This window comes from Formosa haliotis (genome assembly GCF_001685485.1).
GTDB classification, from domain to species: Bacteria; Bacteroidota; Bacteroidia; order Flavobacteriales; family Flavobacteriaceae; genus Formosa; species Formosa haliotis.
In genome coordinates, this window is record NZ_BDEL01000001.1 from 1,534,396 (window position 1) to 1,553,037 (window position 18,642).

The 18,642-nt window shown below is 34.3% G+C and carries 17 protein-coding genes and 1 tRNA gene; 12 read left to right on the forward strand and 6 right to left on the reverse strand.

All coding sequences use genetic code 11. From position 1 onward, the window contains the following. Positions 1-11: 11 nt before the first annotated feature. The 4 genes from A9D35_RS06045 to A9D35_RS06060 all read right to left on the reverse strand — a co-directional run bounded on the left by A9D35_RS06045 (position 12) and on the right by A9D35_RS06060 (position 5,293). Complete coding sequence (locus A9D35_RS06045; protein WP_066220372.1) at positions 12-1,292, reverse strand: sugar isomerase; 1,281 nt, start codon at positions 1,290-1,292, stop codon at positions 12-14. Positions 1,293-1,416: 124 nt separating this feature from the next. Beyond that, positions 1,417-3,522, reverse strand: coding sequence for a bifunctional aldolase/short-chain dehydrogenase (locus A9D35_RS06050; protein ID WP_066220375.1), 2,106 nt, complete (start codon positions 3,520-3,522; stop codon positions 1,417-1,419). Positions 3,523-3,745: 223 nt separating this feature from the next. Next, positions 3,746-4,990, reverse strand: coding sequence for a site-specific integrase (locus tag A9D35_RS06055; protein WP_066220378.1), 1,245 nt, complete (start codon positions 4,988-4,990; stop codon positions 3,746-3,748). Positions 4,991-5,218: 228 nt separating this feature from the next. Then, positions 5,219-5,293, reverse strand: a tRNA-Pro gene (locus A9D35_RS06060). 91 nt (positions 5,294-5,384) lie between these two features. Here A9D35_RS06060 and A9D35_RS06065 point away from each other — a divergent pair. From A9D35_RS06065 to A9D35_RS06120, 12 genes are all read left to right on the forward strand, one after another. Then, positions 5,385-6,491 carry a PQQ-dependent sugar dehydrogenase gene (locus tag A9D35_RS06065; protein ID WP_066220380.1) on the forward strand — a complete coding sequence of 369 codons (1,107 nt, stop codon included), beginning with the start codon at positions 5,385-5,387 and terminating at the stop codon, positions 6,489-6,491. A gap of 34 nt (positions 6,492-6,525) precedes the next feature. After that, positions 6,526-7,134 carry a uridine kinase gene (gene udk / locus A9D35_RS06070; protein ID WP_066220383.1) on the forward strand — a complete coding sequence of 203 codons (609 nt, stop codon included), beginning with the start codon at positions 6,526-6,528 and terminating at the stop codon, positions 7,132-7,134. After that, positions 7,131-7,460 carry an FtsB family cell division protein gene (locus A9D35_RS06075; protein WP_066220387.1) on the forward strand — a complete coding sequence of 110 codons (330 nt, stop codon included), beginning with the start codon at positions 7,131-7,133 and terminating at the stop codon, positions 7,458-7,460. The genes udk and A9D35_RS06075 overlap by 4 nt, the downstream gene beginning before the upstream one ends. After that, entirely contained in the window at positions 7,453-8,829 is a 1,377-nt protein-coding gene (locus A9D35_RS06080) for a methylmalonyl-CoA mutase subunit beta (RefSeq protein ID WP_066220390.1), read from the forward strand. The genes A9D35_RS06075 and A9D35_RS06080 overlap by 8 nt, the downstream gene beginning before the upstream one ends. Before the next feature lie 185 nt (positions 8,830-9,014). Continuing rightward, positions 9,015-9,479, forward strand: a complete 465-nt coding sequence (locus A9D35_RS06085; protein WP_066220395.1) for a hypothetical protein — start codon at positions 9,015-9,017, stop codon at positions 9,477-9,479. Positions 9,480-9,496: 17 nt separating this feature from the next. Next, positions 9,497-9,949 carry a GNAT family N-acetyltransferase gene (locus tag A9D35_RS06090; RefSeq protein WP_174545272.1) on the forward strand — a complete coding sequence of 151 codons (453 nt, stop codon included), beginning with the start codon at positions 9,497-9,499 and terminating at the stop codon, positions 9,947-9,949. 79 nt (positions 9,950-10,028) lie between these two features. Next, entirely contained in the window at positions 10,029-10,484 is a 456-nt protein-coding gene (locus A9D35_RS06095) for a hypothetical protein (RefSeq protein WP_066220397.1), read from the forward strand. Positions 10,485-10,660: 176 nt separating this feature from the next. Then, the gene (locus A9D35_RS06100; RefSeq protein ID WP_066220399.1) at positions 10,661-11,095 is read left to right on the forward strand and encodes an RrF2 family transcriptional regulator; all 435 of its coding nucleotides are present in this window, start codon (positions 10,661-10,663) and stop codon (positions 11,093-11,095) included. A gap of 66 nt (positions 11,096-11,161) precedes the next feature. Next, the gene (locus A9D35_RS06105; RefSeq protein WP_066220402.1) at positions 11,162-13,408 is read left to right on the forward strand and encodes a nitric-oxide reductase large subunit; all 2,247 of its coding nucleotides are present in this window, start codon (positions 11,162-11,164) and stop codon (positions 13,406-13,408) included. Positions 13,409-13,419: 11 nt separating this feature from the next. Beyond that, positions 13,420-14,142 (forward strand): iron-sulfur cluster repair di-iron protein, encoded by a 723-nt coding sequence (gene ric, locus A9D35_RS06110; RefSeq protein WP_066220405.1) that lies wholly within the window; start codon positions 13,420-13,422, stop codon positions 14,140-14,142. A 71-nt stretch (positions 14,143-14,213) separates the two neighbouring features. Then, positions 14,214-15,413 carry a hypothetical protein gene (locus A9D35_RS06115; protein ID WP_235817862.1) on the forward strand — a complete coding sequence of 400 codons (1,200 nt, stop codon included), beginning with the start codon at positions 14,214-14,216 and terminating at the stop codon, positions 15,411-15,413. Further along, positions 15,406-15,870: a hemerythrin domain-containing protein gene (locus A9D35_RS06120; protein ID WP_066220407.1), complete on the forward strand. Its 465-nt coding sequence runs from the start codon at positions 15,406-15,408 to the stop codon at positions 15,868-15,870. Before A9D35_RS06115 ends, A9D35_RS06120 begins: the two co-directional genes overlap by 8 nt. 213 nt (positions 15,871-16,083) lie before the next feature. Here A9D35_RS06120 and A9D35_RS06125 read toward each other — a convergent pair whose 3' ends face one another. Together A9D35_RS06125 and A9D35_RS06130 are read right to left on the reverse strand one after the other, a co-directional pair. Further along, positions 16,084-16,794: a FadR/GntR family transcriptional regulator gene (locus A9D35_RS06125; RefSeq protein ID WP_066225870.1), complete on the reverse strand. Its 711-nt coding sequence runs from the start codon at positions 16,792-16,794 to the stop codon at positions 16,084-16,086. 284 nt (positions 16,795-17,078) lie between these two features. Beyond that, the gene (locus A9D35_RS06130) at positions 17,079-18,638 is read right to left on the reverse strand and encodes a RagB/SusD family nutrient uptake outer membrane protein (RefSeq protein WP_066220410.1); all 1,560 of its coding nucleotides are present in this window, start codon (positions 18,636-18,638) and stop codon (positions 17,079-17,081) included. Positions 18,639-18,642: the final 4 nt, after the last annotated feature.

An 18,642-nucleotide genomic window follows, 5' to 3' on the forward strand; every position in this document is an offset into this window, starting at 1 on the left:
CTAAGCTTTAATTATAACCCGGAAGCAATACTGTGTTTTCCACGTTCTTGAATTAAAGCCTCTCTAATTTTTAATTCTCGGTACACCCCTAACGGATCTAAAGCGCCACCAGATTGTAGTCTTGCTTGTGCTAATAACGGACGTACATCGGTGCGGTAAGCCTTTTGTAAAATTTCTTGACATGCCACCACATCATGAGCCGATTGAGCTTGCTTTAATTGTGCTTGATCTACTAATAAAGCTTTTGCATAAGCTTCTTGAATAGCTTCTAAAGATTGAATTAAATCCTCTAACGGATCTTTTATATTATGGCTCGCATCAATCATCCAAGACAATTCTGGATTTTGCGGATTGTTTTGCATACCGTAAACCAATTCATTAAAAATTAAAAATAGAGCGTATGGTTTTACACTTCCCACAGTGACATCATCGTCGCCATATTTACTATCGTTAAAATGAAATCCACCTAATTTACCTTTCAGCATTAGAGTTGATACAATCTGTTCGATGTTTGTATTTGGTAAATGATGCCCTAAATCTACTAACGTATACGCTTTATCACCACAAGCATTGGCCAACATAAACGAGGTTCCCCAATCTTGAATAACGGTGCTGTAGAAATTAGGTTCGTAAGGTTTGTATTCTATAAACAGTTTCCAGTCGTCTGGAAGCGTTTTGTATATCGATTTTAAGCTGCTTTCAGTATTTGAAAGTGCCGTTTGAAAATTATTTTGTCCAGGAAAATTAGAACCATCGGCTAACCAAACGGTTAAACTTTTAGACCCCAATTGTTCACCAATTTTTATAACCTCTTGGTTGTGCGCAATGGCTTGCTCTCGAACTGCTTGACTGGTATTGCTTAAAGATCCGTATTTATAACTTTCTTTAGCATCCTTTTGATCTTGAAAGGTATTAGAATTTACAGCATCGAACTTTAAATTTAAACTATTTGCTTGATCTTTAATCGCGCTATAATCCTCTGGTATGTCCCAAGGAATATGTAACGACACTGCTCCTGCTGTTTGCGTTAAACTATGTAAAAGTCCAACATCGTCTAATTTCTGAGTTAAATTTGAAGGCTCGCCATAATAAGAAAAACGCCCAAAACGCGTACCTCCAGCACCTAAAGCCCAACTTGGAATAGCCACCTGAAATTCAGCCAGACTATTAATGATGCTTTTGGTATTGTGGTTGTTTTTTTCTAATGTATTTGCTAAGAAATCAAATTGACTCTTATGATTTTCACTTCCTTTTTGGTTTAATTCTGATATTTGAGATTTCTGTAATTTCATAATTCCTGATTTTTTTTAAATAAGACCTTTCAAGGGTTTCCCAATGAAAGGCCTCTCTAACAAACTAACAATTTAACATACTTAATTAGCCATTTACTACTAATTAAAGACATCAATTTTAAAACTAACGCACAAATGCATTAGCCATTCCACCGTCTACATTAATAATATTTCCGGTCGATTTATCTAAAACTCCTACTAGTGCAAATACGCCGTTGGCAATATCGTTTGGAGTAATAATTTCGTTTAATAAATTTCTTTTAGCATAAAATGCAGGTAATTCTTCAACAGTTATTCCATTGGCTTTTGCACGTCCTTCTGCCCAAGCTCCTTCCCAAATTTTACTACCTACTATAACGCCATCTGGGTTTACGGTGTTTACTCTAATTTTATCTTTAGCTAACTCGGCTGCTAATAAACGCACCATGTGTTGTTGAGCTGCTTTTGCAGTACCGTAAGCCACATTGTTTGGCCCTGCGACCAATCCGTTTTTACTGGCTATAGAAATATAATCGCCACCTAAATTTTGTTTTCTCATGATTTCAGTTGAAAACTTCGCTAGGTTAAATTGTCCTTTTACTAAAATGTTTTGTAAAATATCCCAATCTTTATCTGTTGTTTCTTCTAAAGGCTTAGAGATCGCTAATCCTGCGCTGTGCACTACGATATCTACGCCTCCAAATTCAATACATGCTTTTTTGTAAGCCTTATTAATTGAATCTGTATTGGTAACATCGCAAACTGCCGTTGCAGCAACGTCGCGTTTGTAGGTTGCCAAAGCTTCTGCAAGACTGTCTTCATTAATATCTGTAAGTACCACGTTCGCACCTTCAGCGGCTAGCTTATCGGCAATTGCTTTTCCAATTCCTCCACCAGCTCCAGTAACAAAGGCTACTTTGCGAGATAACGGTTGTTCCTTAGGCATACGCTGTAATTTGGCTTCTTCTAACAACCAATATTCTATATCAAAAGCTTCTTGCCTTGGTAATGAGGTATACGATGAAATCGCTTCTGCCCCACGCATCACGTTAATGGCATTAATATAAAATTCGCTTGCCACACGTGTAGTTTGTTTGTTTTTGGCAAAACTGAACATCCCTACACCCGGATAAATAATAATTACCGGATTGGCATCACGAATGGCTGGACTGTTGTCCTTTTTACACGTGTTGTAGTAATCTGCGTATTCCTGTCGGTAAGTTTCAAAAGCAGGTTCTAATTTTTTAAGAATAGCTTCTGAATCTGATAAGTCTTCATCTTTATCTAAAGTCAACACTAATGGTTGAATTTTTGTTCTTAAAAAATGATCTGGGCACGAAGTTCCCATAGGTGCTAAACGCTCTAAATCATTACTATTGATATATTCTAAAACCACATCGGTATCAGAAAAATGACCAATCATTCTGTTTTCCGAAGAACATAATCCTCTTAATAAAGGCATTAATTGTGCGGCTTTTTCTAAACGCTCCGCTTTAGGTAGAGACTCTATTTTTTGTCCGCCGAAAACAGATCCTTTTTCAGCAATCTTTTTTTCGATATACTCTGAAGCCATTTCAATAACTTCCAAACTATTCATATAACAGTCGTACGAAGTATCTCCCCAAGTAAATAATCCGTGAGATCCTAATACAATGCCACGAATGCCAGGGTTATCGGCTAAACATTTTTCTAATTGTAAACCCAAATCGAAACCTGGACGTTGCCAAGGCACCCACCCCATAGTATCTCCCCAAATTTCTTTGGTAACCTTTTCGCTATCCTCTGCTGCCGCAACGGCTATTAAAGCATCTGGATGTAAGTGGTCGATATGTGCAAAGGGTAATAAACCGTGTAAAGGGGTGTCTATAGATGGTGCTTTACTGTCTAAATCGTAAATACAATGGTTAAAAAGTCCAACCATACGATCTTCATCTTCTAATCCGCCATAAACATTTTTTAAATCACGTAAGCGATCTGTATACAAACCTGCGATTCCTGCACGTGTTAAGGTTCCGATATCTCCTCCAGATCCTTTTACCCACATTACTTCTACATTATCTCCTGTTAAAGGGTCTTTTTCTATGGTTTTACAACTCGTATTTCCACCGCCATAATTAGTAATCCTTAAATCTGCTCCTAAAATATTTGACCGGTATAAAAATAAGGCGACTTGATCGTCTCCTAATTCTGATGCTTTTTCGTTATCCCAAAGGTAATCGACGTAATTAAATTGTTTAACAAGATTATCCATATTCTTATTTTAAAATTAATAGTGTTGTAAATCTAAAACGATAGAAAAATTTATCCGTCCTGTACTATACCGCTTAAAATGAAAAACTTCATTTTTTTTAAACTATACATTCCATTTCTGGTATTTTAACTAAAAATTAATTTTCATAATACAGAGGTTATTCGATACGTATTTGCCCATTATGAAGAACAACTTTGTGAGGAATTAAGATATGAATGCCTTTTCAAACGTTCATAATTTCGTTATCAATATCATTCAAACTCTTCATTCTTGTCAACAACTTACTAAAATCTTCACTAATCTTGCTCTCAACTACTCTTGCATAAATTTGAGTTGTCGATAATTTTGTATGGCCTAATAGTTTTGAAACCGTTTCTATAGGCACACCATTTGATAGCATTACTGTTGTTGCAAAAGTATGTCGCGCGACATGAAATGTTAGTTTCTTTTGAAAGTTACAGTCCATAGCTATTTCCTTTAAATATTTGTTTGTTTTCTGATTCGATATCATGGGAAAAACATAATCTGTTGAATAATCTTTATATTTTTCTATAATTTGCATTGCCTTGGGAAGAATTGGCACCTTAACGGTTTGTGATGTTTTTTCTCGTCTTGTAAAAATCCAATAGTTACCGTCGATACCCTTAGTAATTTGTTTTTTAATTAGATTCTTTTCATCTATGAAGGATAAACCCGTGTAACACGCAAACAAAAAACAATCCTTAACCCTCTCTAATCTATCATTATAATAATGAGTATCTTCTAAAAACTGCAGCTCTTTAGTTGTCAGATAAGCCCTATCATGCTTATCGAACTTTAATTTAATTTTTTCAAAGGGATTTCTTTCAATCCATTCTAATTTAACGCCTAAATTCAAAATCTTCTTAAAACGCTCTAGATGTTTCATTACCCCGTTATTGGCTAATGACAGATTACCCTTTACATTTTTTAAGCGTCGTAAAAAGAATTCAAAATCTGTTACAAAACGATAATTTAATTGTTTCAAATACACATCATCAACTTTTAAACTAGTACTTAAAAATTGCTTTAAGTACTTTTCGGAAGTATAATAATTTTTCATAGTTCCAGGCTTCAAAACTTGAAGCATAGTTGTATTATGATACGTTATTAAATCTGTTAGTGTTTTATAAACATCACCCTCCCCTAAATATTTAGCCTTTATGGTTTTTGAAGTAATAAGGTCACCTTGTTCTAATAATTGTCTATGACAATCTAGTAGCTTAATATAGGCTTGATCCAAATACGTATTTAAGACAGTTATCTCCTTTGACTTCCCTTTACCTCTACTCTTGGAGCTATCCCATTGGCTCAATAAAACATGTCTTTTAAGACTAATTTCCGAGCGTTTTCCATTAACAGTTACTCGTGCATAAATAGATAAATTTTTCGAGTCTGTTTTAGATTTTCTTGTGAAGAAAATAATCGCGAATGTGTTTGTTGTTTGCATCTTACAAAGCTTTAATTGAACATTTGTTTTGTGAATGACAAACAAAAATTACCCTTTAAAGTTCTTTAAATGTACAACTATTTGATCTAGAGACGCTTCTAAAAACGACTCACCGAATGACTCACCTTTAATATGATATCTTATGATATTATATAATAGCACCAAAAACAAAAAACACTGAAAATCAATAGATTAACAGTGTTTATATTGCTACTTGAATCAAGTTAGTCGGGGTGGCAGGATTCGAACCTGCGACCTCCGCGTCCCAAACGCGGCGCGATAACCGGGCTACGCTACACCCCGAAAAAATTATCGAGGTGCAAATATATACCTTTTATTTAAAAACAAACAACTTTTTTTAAGTAAATTAGTCTTAATTTTTAAAATAAACATTATGACTAAGGTAAAACACTTATTATCAATAGTTTTGTTGTTGCACTTTTTTGCTTGTGCTCAAGATAAAAATACCAACGTAGCTAATTACGAATACGAAACTGTAGTTAATGACCTTGAAATTCCTTGGGGGTTTGTGTTTTTACCAGATAATTCTATGTTAATTACTGAAAAAGCTGGAACATTAATTCATTTTAAAAATGGTAAAAAAACAGAAATAACGGGGTTACCGGCTATAAAACGTCACGGTCAAGGTGGCTTAATGGACATTGCATTGCATCCCGATTATAAAAACAATGGTTGGATTTACTTTACTTATGCCTCTGCCGAGGGTGAAGGCTCTGGTGCAAACACTGCACTTATGCGCGCAAAAATTAGCAATAACACGTTAACCAATAAAGAATTACTTTATAAAGCTACTCCAAACTTTTCTGGGCCAGATCATTTCGGGTCTCGAATCATATTCGATAAAAACAATTATTTATTTTTTAGCATTGGCGAACGTGGCGAGCGCGATCTTAATCCGCAGGATCTTACTAGAGATGGCGGAAAAATTTACCGTTTAAAGGACGACGGTAGTATTCCAGCAGACAATCCATTTGTAAATACACCAAATGCAAAAAAAGCAATTTATACTTATGGCCACAGGAATCCGCAAGGCTTAATTTATATCGAAGAAACAAACAGCATTTGGTCTCACGAACACGGACCTAAAGGGGGCGATGAAATAAATATTATTGAAGCAGGTAAAAATTACGGTTGGCCTGTAATTACCTACGGTATTAATTATTGGGGCACCAAAATTACAGATATTACCGAAAAAGAAGGCATGGAACAACCTATTCATTATTGGACGCCTTCTATTGCTCCTTCCGGTATGTGTTATGTAACTAGCGACAAATACAAAGGTTGGAAAGGCAATATTTTAGTAGGATCGTTAAGATTTCAATACTTAGATCGTTGTGTTATTAAGAATAATAAGGTGGTATATGAGGAAAAATTATTGGATAATTTAGGACGTGTACGCTCTGTAGTTCAGGGGCCCGATGGCTATATTTATGCCGGGGTAGAAAATGTTGGAATAGTTAAAATTATTCCGAAAAATTAACCTTAAATTTGTAGACTCTTAAAACAAAAATTCAATGCTAATTATAGGAATTACCGGTGGTACGGGTTGTGGTAAAACAACAGTAGTAAATCAGATATTAAACGAACTCCCAGATGCCGAAGTAGGAGTAATTTCTCAAGATTCCTATTATAACGACACCTCTCACCTGTCGTACGACGAGCGTAAAAAAATTAATTTCGACCATCCTAAATCGATTGATTTTGATTTGCTAGTCGATCATTTAAAACAACTTAAATCGGGTGAGGCCATACAACAACCTGTTTATTCGTTTGTAAAACATAACAGAACGGGAGACACTATTTTGACGCATCCGCGGAAGGTGATGATTGTAGAGGGCATTTTAATTTTTACACATCCTGAAATTCGAAACTTATTCGATATTAAAATATTTGTTCATGCCGATAGTGACGAACGATTAATTAGACGTTTAAAACGTGATATTGCCGAGCGTGGCCGTGATTTAGACGAGGTTTTAAACCGATACCAAACCACGTTAAAACCCATGCATCAGCAGTTTATCGAGCCTATGAAAGAGTATGCAGATCTTATTGTACCTAACAACAAATTTAATACGGTTGCCATAAATGTAGTGCGTACCATTATTAACGAAAAACTATTATGAAGTTTAAATTTTTCAATCACAAATATGTTAAACCCTTCACAAATCCCTTCGTAATTCCTGGGATTGGCTTTGCTATTTGGATGTTATTCTTCGATAGTAATTCCTTTTTAATTCATAACGAATTAAACAACGACATCGACGAGCTTAATGAGCAAAAGGAATATTATATTAATGAAATAACGAAAGATAGAAAAGCTTATAAAAAATTAAACACCGAAGAAGGAATCGAAAAATTCGCACGTGAAACGTACTATTTAAAGCGTGAAAATGAAGACATTTACATCATTGAATACGAAGATAGTTTAAAAACACAAAGCGATGAGTAAGGCTAATTTGTTTGATGAATTTGATCCCGTTTCGGCTAAGGCTTGGAAACAAAAAATTCAATTCGATCTTAAAGGTGCCGACTACAATAACACCTTAATTTGGAATAGTAACGAAGGGATTCATGTTAAACCGTTCTATACAAACGAAGATTTAAAATCCCCTTCTTATACTTCTAACACAAATTCGTTGCCATTCAACATCACGCAATCCATTTTTGTTAATTCTGAAGAAAAATCGAATCTTGCAGCACTAAATGCCTTACAAAATGGTGCTGAAGCTTTACATTTTATAATATCTAATACCACCTGTAAGCTTGAACGTCTTTTTGAAAGTATCGACCTTCATCTTACCCCTATTTACTTCGAGCTACAATTTTGTTCTGCTGATTTTGTTATAAAACTAGATCAAATAGCATCTAAAAACAATGCTTTGTTTTATGTAAATTTCGATAGTATTGGTCATTTAGCAGAAACTGGAAACTGGTATACTACGCTTCAATCCGATCATAAAACATTAGAATCTATATTAAAAACTTGTCGGCATTTAAAAAGTAATGTTAGTGTAAATATGGCTCTATATCAAAATGCGGGAGCAAACATTACCCAACAACTCGCATATAGTTTAGCACATGCCAACGAATACCTAAATTTGTTTGCGCAACATATTAAATCACGAATCACTTTTAAAGTAGCTATAGGCTCTAACTATTTCTTCGAAATCGCGAAACTTCGAGCTTTACGAATGTTATGGAAAACTGTGGCACAAACTTATAACTTGAGCCCAGATTGCCATATTATTGCCTTTCCTACAAAACGTAATAAAACCCTTTACGATGTTAACACAAACATGTTACGAACAACTACAGAATGCATGAGTGCCATTTTGGGCGGTGCAGATAGTGTTTGCAACTTGGCTTTCGATGCCGTTTTTCATAAAAACAATGCGTTTGGGGAACGGATATCTAGAAATCAGTTAATTATTTTAAAAGAAGAAAGTGCTTTTGGAGCCGTGAATAACCCTGCCGATGGCTCATATTATATCGAAACTTTAACCCTTCAATTGGCAGAACAAGCACTAGATTTATTTAAAGACCTTGAGGCCAATGGCGGATTTTTAAAAGCATTGAAAGCTGGTTTAATTCAGAAGAAAATAAAAGAAAGTGCTTTAAAAGAGCAAGAACAGTTTAATGCTAACGATATAATTTTAGTCGGTACAAATGCACACACCAATCCGAAAGACCAAATGAAAGATAACTTGGAATTGTACCCCTTTGTAAAGCAAAACCCAAGAAAAACATTAATAGAACCTGTTATACAAAAACGTTTAGCAGAAACCTTAGAACAAACTCGATTAAAGGCTGAGTCTTAATTTACCTGAAACCATCCGAATGCAGGAGTTGCTGTTTTACTTCTAGTGTCGCATTTTTTTTATGCTGAAAAAAAGAGCTAAATTTAAGATCAATTGCGAAACTATTACCTTTAGTGAAGTAAAACGAGAGCTGATCCTATTCATAAATAAAGAAATCTATATCAACCTTAAATCAGAAAAGATGCATGGATATTAATAACGACAAATCTGTTACAAAAGCGAAAGAACTCGCTAACCGTTTTGCAGATCAAGAAGGCCGACGCCCTAGGTTATTACTGTCTAAACTTAGGCACCATAATGATGAGCTCGAGCTTAAAAGAAAAGCTTCTGCCTACGCCGATATAGGTTTCGATGTCGATTTAGCTCCACGTTTCCAATCGGCTAAGGCTATTGCAAAACAAGCGGTAGAAAACGATGTACATGTACTTTACCTATCGGCCATTCAAAAAGACGACATCATTTTAATTTCAGAAATAATAACTGCCCTTCTAAATTTCAATTGTGGTCATATTTTAGTCGTGGTAGACAGTCAACAGCTTTCGGAAGCCGATGTTAAAAAATTATCTAATTCCGGTGTTGCTATCTGCCTAAATTCTGAAATAAAAATTAACGATGCTGCTATTCAAATTTTAAATATCTTAATCGCATAGTTAAATTGAAATTACCAATGATTCATATTAAAAGAACGACTTCCGAAAACCCAGATTTTATAGAACTTGTAAAACAATTAGATGCCGATTTAGCGGTTAGAGACGGCGAAGACCATGCTTTTTACGCTCAATTTAATGGTATCGCTACGTTAAATCATGTTATTGTTGCTTATCACGATAAGCAGCCTGTAAGTTGTGGAGCGATTAAACCTTTTAATACAGACACTTTAGAAGTGAAGCGTATGTACACTTTGCCGGATTATAGAGGTGAAGGGTTAGCCTCTAAAGTATTGGCAGAATTAGAACTTTGGGGTAAAACAATGCATTACAACTATTGTATTTTAGAAACAGGCATGAAACAACCCGAAGCCATAGCGCTTTACAAGAAAAATGGATATCAGAGTATTCAAAATTACGGGCAGTATATAGGTGTTGAAAATAGTGTTTGTTTTAAAAAAACACTGGAATGAACAACTTAAACACTCATTTAAAGCTTTTTATTTTTCAAAAACTTGAAATTCCATTACCTTGTTTAGAAATCGATTTTATATGAAACCCTTTCGGATTATTGTACTCCTTAGCCTAGTATGTTTCCATTGTAAAGAACAAAACAGTATTAAGCATACACCCGCTCTGCACACCGAAAAGACGGAATTAAAATTATCTTTGGGGTGTTATGAATTTAAAGATGATAAAAATGCAATTCGGTTTGAAATTTCTAAAATTTCTGATAGCGTTATAGGAAACCTCAGCTATCAATTATTTGAAAAAGATAAAAATTCGGGTAAATTTAAAGGTGTACAAATAGACCATAACATTTCAGGTATATATACATTTATGTCGGAAGGCATTCAAAGTAAAAGACAAGTTGTTTTTTTAATCTTAAATGATACTTTGGTTGAAGGATATGGCCCATTGCATGAAGACGGCACGACTTTTAAAAATATAGACCAGCTTGAGTTTCATTCTAGCATGCCTTTAACTAAAATAGATTGTCTAAAATAAATTTATAGAATCAATTCACGGTACTTCATTATTAATTATCTTTATAGCAAATACAGTAGGTGGCTCTCAACTTTAAGAGCCAAATTATAAACAGTAAATTAATTTATTATTTTAATTCGGATAATTTTGTCTTAATTAGATTTTATAATTATCTTTGCATCAAATAAGTCAGATATATGTTTTCAAAAGCATGCGAATACGGTATTAGAGCCACTATTTTTATAGCCCATAGTTCAATGGATGGACGACGAGTAAGTCCGAAAGAAATTGCACAAGAAATAGACTCTCCCGCTGCATTCACTGCTAAAATATTACAGGCTTTGGTAAGACATCAAGTTGTTGAATCTACAAAAGGCGCTCATGGTGGATTTGAGATTAACTTGAATAATATTAAAACTATAAAACTATCGGATATTGTAGATGCTATAGATGGCGATAAAATTTATAAAGGCTGCGGATTAGGTTTACATGAATGCGATGAAAACAGACCCTGCCCTATGCACGACAAATTTAAGTCTATTAGAGACGAATTAAGAGTTATGTTAGAATCTACAGATTTAGAATCGTTAGCCCTAGACCTAAAATTGGGTGAAACCTTTTTAAAACGATAAAAAAATTTACTACTAAATAAGACAAATTTATCCTAATTAAAAATTAATTATCAACCCTACTTTATTATGAACAAAGAAAAAAAACTCTGGCTAATATTCGCCGCAGTGGTAATAAGCTCCTTTAGCGTATTGGGCTATTACGGTTTCGAAATTTATCAACAATCCCCTCCTATTCCAGACGCCATAGTTTCTACAAAAGGTGAAACTATATTTACTAAAACCGACATTCAAGATGGTCAAAATATTTGGCAAAGTATTGGCGGACAAGAATTAGGATCTGTTTGGGGCCATGGTGCTTATGTCGCTCCAGATTGGACCGCAGATTGGCTACATAGAGAAGCAGTTTATATTCTAGACATTTTTGCCAACCAAGATTTCGGAAAAAACTTCCAAGATATTTCAGATGAACAGCAGGCTGCCTTAAAAATAAGATTACAAAACGATGTTAGAACAAATACTTTTAACGCTTCGGCAAATACCATTACAATAAGTGAAAACCGCGTAAAAGCAATTGATTATTTAAGTGAATACCACCACGGATTATTTACAAACGATCCTGCTTTCGATAAATTAAGAGCAGATTACGCTATTCCGAAAAACACCATAAAAGACGAAGCTAAAATGCATAAAATGAATGCATTTTTCTTCTGGGCTACTTGGGCAACCGTAACCGAACGTCCGGGCAGTGAAGTAAGTTATACCCACAACTGGCCTGCAGACGATTTAGTAGGTAATGTACCGACTATGGATTTAATGGTGTGGTCTGGTGTAAGTATTATTCTACTTATTCTATGTATAGGAATACTTGTATTTTACCACGTAAAATCTGGTGAAGACGAAGATATGCCGGTACCTGCAGAAGATCCTCTACTAAAACAAGGCATGACACCAAGTATGCTTTTAATTAAAAAATACTTCTGGGTTGTTACCTTACTTATGGTGCTTCAAATGCTATTAGGTATAGTAACTGCGCATTATGGTGTAGAAGGTGATGGTTTCTATGGTTTTGCTTTAGATCAAATTTTACCGTATTCTGTTACCCGAACTTGGCACACACAACTCGCTATTTTCTGGATTGCTACAGCTTGGTTAGCTACAGGATTATATATTGCACCGGCGGTGTCTGGTAAAGATCCTAAATTTCAAAAATTTGGTGTAAACTTCTTATTTATTGCGTTACTTATCATAGTGCTTGGTTCTATGATTGGCCAATGGTTTGGCGTTATGCAAAAATTAAACCTAGTCAATAATTTCTGGTTCGGTCATCAAGGATACGAGTATGTAGATTTAGGACGTTTCTGGCAAATATTCCTATTTATAGGCTTATTACTATGGTTAGCATTAATGATAAGACCATTATTACCTGTACTAAAACGTAAAACAGAAGAAAAGAACTTAATTATTATGTTCTTAATTTCTTGTACTGCTATCGCTTTATTCTATGCCTCTGGTTTAATGTGGGGACAACATACCAATCTTGCCATTGCAGAATATTGGAGATGGTGGTTAGTACACCTATGGGTTGAAGGCTTCTTTGAAGTATTTGCAACCGTAGTTATCGCCTTTTTATTTGTAAGATTAGGACTTTTAAAAACAAAAACGGCAACGTTAAATGTCCTTCTAGCCACCATAATATTTATGTCTGGAGGTATTTTAGGAACCTTCCATCATTTATATTTCTCTGGAACCCCAAAAGCGGTTATGGCATTAGGAGCTACTTTTAGTGCTTTAGAAGTTGTACCTCTTACGTTAATAGGTTACGAGGCTTATCACAACTATAAATTATCTAAAGCTACAAAATGGATTGCAGATTATAAATGGCCGATTTACTTTATGATAGCCGTCGCATTCTGGAATTTCTTAGGAGCAGGTATCTTCGGATTTATTATTAATCCACCAATTGCATTATACTATGTACAAGGATTAAATACCACACCATTACATGCACACACGGCTTTATTTGGTGTATATGGTATGCTAGGTATAGGGCTCATGCTATTTGTATTACGTAGTTTATACAGAAACGTACTATGGAATAATAAACTTATAAAAATTTCTTTCTGGTCCTTAAACATCGGGTTGTTAGCCATGGCTTTATTTAGCCTAATGCCTATGGGAATTTGGCAAGCTATTGAAAGTATAGAGCACGGTATGTGGTACGCACGTTCATCAGAACTTATGCAAAACCCTAACATGATTACGTTAAAATGGCTTAGAACGATAGGCGATGTCATTTTTGCTGTAGGTATCGTTACTATTTGCTGGTTTGTATTCGATTTAACACTGAAACATAAAATAACAAAAAACAATTAAATAAATATATTATGGAAGCTATAACACAAAAACACGTAGGAGCATTTGTTGCAGAAGATTTTAGAACTGCTGCCGTATTCACGAAATATGGAATCGATTTTTGCTGCAGAGGAAACAGATCGTTAGAAGAAGTTTGTGAAAAAAACGGAATTTTAACCAGCGATTTAGTAGATAGTTTAGAGCATGTTCTTAACTCTAAAGCCGATCAATCTATAGATTACAAATCTTGGCCTTTAGATTTATTAATTGATTATATCGAGAAAAAACACCACCGTTACGTAGAAGAAAAAACGCCGATAATTAAACAATTTTTAGATAAATTATGTAGAGTACATGGCGAGAGACACCCTGAATTATTTCAAATAAATGAATTATTTACGGCCTCTGCCGGAGATTTAGCACAGCATTTAAAAAAGGAAGAATTAGTATTATTTCCTTTCGTTAAACGTTTGCTTAAAGCAAAATCTACCAACACACCAATAGAAGCACCTGGCTTTGGAACTGTAAAAAATCCAATTGCAACCGTGATGCAAGAACACGATAATGAAGGTGTACGTTTTAGAGAAATTGCCGACATTACAAACAATTATACGCCACCTACAGATGCTTGTAATACGTATAAAGTAACCTTTGCTATGTTACAAGAATTTGAACAAGATTTACACTTACATATACATCTTGAAAACAACATTCTTTTCCCTGCTGCAGAGAAATTAGAAAGCGAGTTTTGTTAAAATCTCATTTAAAAATTTTAAATTCCGAAACATTAATTTTATAATGTTTCGGAATTTTTATTTACCCTATTATGATGCCTAAAAAATGCGTACTTGTATGTCTCTTTAATTTCCTAGTTGCAGGAATTATGGGACTTACCATGCGATTAGCCTTTATAACTGACATCAATTTTAACTATCGGAATTTAACCCATGCACATTCGCATACCGCGATGCTTGGTTGGGTGTATTTAATACTTTTTGTATTGATTGTGCATTATTTTGTTCCCGAAAAACAAAAACTATTTAATCGGTTATTTTGGGTTACAGAAATTGCGGTTTTAGGAATGATGCTTAGTTTTCCTTTTCAAGGGTATGCAGCCATATCTATTACCTTTTCTACATTACATATATTTTGCAGTTACTATTTTGTATATCTGGTTTTTAAGCATCAAAAAATAACTTCTGCCCCCACAAGAATATTATTAAAAACAGCACTCATTTTTATGGTAATTTCTACCATTGGCGTGTGGTGTTTAGGTCCAGCTGTGGGACTGTTAGGCCAAGCCTCAGCGTTTTATCAAATTGCGATACAATTCTTTCTCCATTTTCAATTTAATGGTTGGTTTTTAATTGCTATACTCGCCTTATTTTTTCATTATTTCAACATAAAAAACCATCACCTTTTTAAACGATTTCACTTTACCCTTATTCTGGCCACCATATGCACATTGGCCTTGCCTGTAAGTTGGTTTGCTCCCGCTCCTTTTTTAATTTGGATTAATGGTTTTGGAATACTTTGCCTACTAGCATCATTCATTTTATTTATAAAAATGTCTAAACCTTATATTAAACAGCAATTTAAAGTCGTTTCAAAAGAAGTGAAATACCTATATACATTTGCTTTATTTTCATTCGCTTTAAAAATAGTATTTCAGAGTACATCTTTCTTTCCCGAAATTGGAAACCTCGCGAAACAAAATCACAATTTTGTAATCGGATTTATACACTTAACCATGTTGGGTGTGGTTACAGGTTTTTTATTCGCGTACTTAATGCAGTCAAAACTAATTTTTAATGCTGCTATTGTTAAATACGGTATTTATAGTTTTATTTTAGGCTTTCTGGGTACAGAAGGGATCCTTTTCTTTCAAGGCTTAGGATTTATTTTAGGTGTTGGACTATTCCCACATTATTACGAGTGGTTATTTGTATTAAGTTCTTTCTTAGTTATTGGAATATCCTGTATCTTTATAAGTGTCTTACCAATTAAAAAGGAACACTATGCCTGACAAGAAACCCTTAAAGCGCCATAAATCGTTACAACCCTTAAGCAGAGATCACCATCACGGCTTATTATTGGCTTGGAAAATTAGAACGGGATTTAAGAAAGGTATTGAGGTAAACCGGATAAAAACTTATGCCGATTGGTTTTATACGTCACATTTAGTTCCGCATTTTAAAATGGAAGAAGCTCATGTGTTTTCTATATTAGCTGATGACCATCCGTTAAGAATACAAGCTTTAGCAGAGCATAAACAAATTGAAGCATTAGCTAGTAAAACTACAGATTTAGAACACAATTTAAATTTACTTGCCGACGTTTTAGAAAAACACATTCGTTTTGAAGAACGTGTCCTCTTCCCTGAAATTCAATCTATAGCCTCTCCCGAAGCGATGGCACATATAGATGAAATACATTACGAACAAAATCTTGAGGAAAATACTAGCGATGAATTTTGGAAGTAATAGAGCTTAGGAATGCTATTAACATACATCCTGAACTATTTTTCTACAAAAAAAGAAGGCTTAAAATATTTATCAATATGTCTTAAAATAAAAAATACCAAAGTGCAATGTATATAATTGCAATTTAGTATCTCTTTATATTATTAAAACCCGTTACGTTTAAGTGAGTTTTAATGCTAAATTAATGTTGAAAAAATTTTATAAGCGTAAATTTTATTGACGCTTAAAATTATGACAAAATTGATTTAGTATGGTAAAATGTGTTTCTAGCATTTCTTTAGCCTTTTTCGGATTCTTTTCTTTAATCGCATCAAAAATATCCTGATGTTCTTGTAATCGTTTATGGCTTTGATCTTTATCGCAAATGTGATGCTTTTCGAAATTATTAATAATTTCTGAAATAATAATAAGCATCATTTTATTGATAGTGCTATTTCTACTTGCTTGAGCAATTGTTAAATGAAACAATAAATCTTCCTGAACAGCGTCTTCGTCGTTTAATACTTTTTGGCGATAGGCTTCTAAAGCCGTAGACATCTTTTCTAAATCTTCTTCGGTTCTGCGTTCTGCAGCAAAGGTTACCGTTTTTAATTCGAGTAACATTCTTGTTTCGAGTAAAGATTTAAAGTCGGGTTCTTCTAAACGAAGAATATCTTCCATCATACCATTCATGGTAACCTGACCTATATCTGCTACAAAAGTACCACTTTGAGGTCTAGACATTAAAATGCCATAAAATTCAAGTTTTTGAATGGCTTCTCGAACATGCGTTCTACTTACACCAAATTTATCTGACAACATACGTTCAGAAGGAAGTTTATCTCCAGGTTCTAGATTCTTGAAATTTATTAAATCTCTTATTTTTGAGATAATTTCATTCTGAAGATCTTGATTTTCATTATTCGTTAGGGAATCTAACTTCATAGGTAAATTACTTATCATTAAACGGCTTAACCTTCTAGGTTATTTGGACAGATGTATTACTTATAGTCAAGATTACAAGCTGTAAATTTTGAACTAAAGTATCGTATTTATTTTTAAAATAAAGCAATTTTACCGGCCTGAAACAGCCGGTAAATTGCTTCAAAACAAACAAACAAACTAATTTAAATAATTTTCAATTTAATTGCATTGAAATTATTTCTATACATAGGATTCCGACTCAATGAAATCCTTTGTTTTTTAATTCTATCTAAAAAGTATTAGAATTAATACCCTGGGTTTTGAGGTAATAAGTTTGGATTTCTTTCTAACTCACGTACAGGTAATGGTAATAAATATTTATTTTCATTAAATGCAGGTTTAGAACCTTCTAATCCATCTGCACCATATACATTGTACGGTGCACCTCCCATTTTACGTCTTACGATATCGTACCATCTTTTACCTTCAAAAGCCAATTCGTATCTACGCTCTTCTAATATTTCTGCTACTGTTACAGTACCTGTTGCATCTGCTGGTACTGCACTTGCAGGAACAGTTACAGCTTCGAAAGATCCGTTTTGTGTAACTCCACCTTGTCTAGCTCTTGCTCTTACTTGGTTAAGGTACATTAAAGCAGAGGCATTGTCTCCTATTTCTACAGCAGCTTCTGCAGCAATTAATAATACTTCTGCATAACGCATCATAGAGTAATTATGGCTTGTAGCTCTTGCATTAATACGAGCAAATGGGCCAGGGAAACGAGCATATTTAGCAATGTATGGTGAATTTCTTGCAGCCGAGTGACCACTTATTGTGAAATTAGTATAAGGCTCTAAGTTTCCGTTAATTGTCATTTCATCCTCTAAACTAACAGCTCTTCTGTAATCTTCTGCGGGCCATGTAGTGTACACTTTTAAAGTAGGACTTACAATAGACCATCCACCACCTTCATTTCTGTCGGCTCCTCTAATATCTGTCATTGGTGCTAATTGATCGTAACCATTATCTTCTGCTTCTACATTATTATAATCAAGAGCGAAAATTGGTTCTGGAGAACCGTCAATTACGTCAGCATTAAATAAATTTTGGAAATCTGAATCTAAGCTATAAATACCACTATTAATTACTTTAGTTGCATAATCATAAGCTTGTTGAAAATGCTCTGTTCCACTAGTTCCTGCCATAGTTAAATGTACAAGAGCTAAGTAAGAAGTAGCTGCCCCTTTAGATGGAATTGCTGCAGAACTTGTAGTTTCTGGCAACCATGCTTCTGCATATTCTAGATCTGAAATAATTTTAGCATAAACTTCGTCTGCAGGAGTTTTACTAATTGTTATATCCTCTGCAGTAGCTCTCTTGTCTAAATAAGGAATATCTCCAAATTGTCTTACTAAATGAAAATATAAAAATGCTCTAATAAAATAAGCTTGAGCTACAACAGGATTCTTTACACTTTCGTCTTCATCAACTTCACTGGCACCTTCAATAGCATCGTTTGCAGCAGCAATAGCTTGGTATGTTCTTGGCCAATAATTTTGAATCATTTCATTATCAGATAAATTATCTAAATCATTCATCTGTACCCTTCTTGTCTCTGTTGTATTAAGACTAGCCATATCGGATAATAACATTAATGAAATAGAGAATTTTCTACCCCAAAACTGTTCGTTAATCATATGCCCATAAGTGGCATTAATTGCGGTTTGAATATCATCTGTAGTTTTGAAAAACCCTGTTGGAGTTAATATCCCTACAGGCTCTTCTTCCAAGTCAGAACATCCTACTATTGACAATCCAATCATCAATAAGAATAAATATTTATATTGTACTATATATTTTTTCATAATT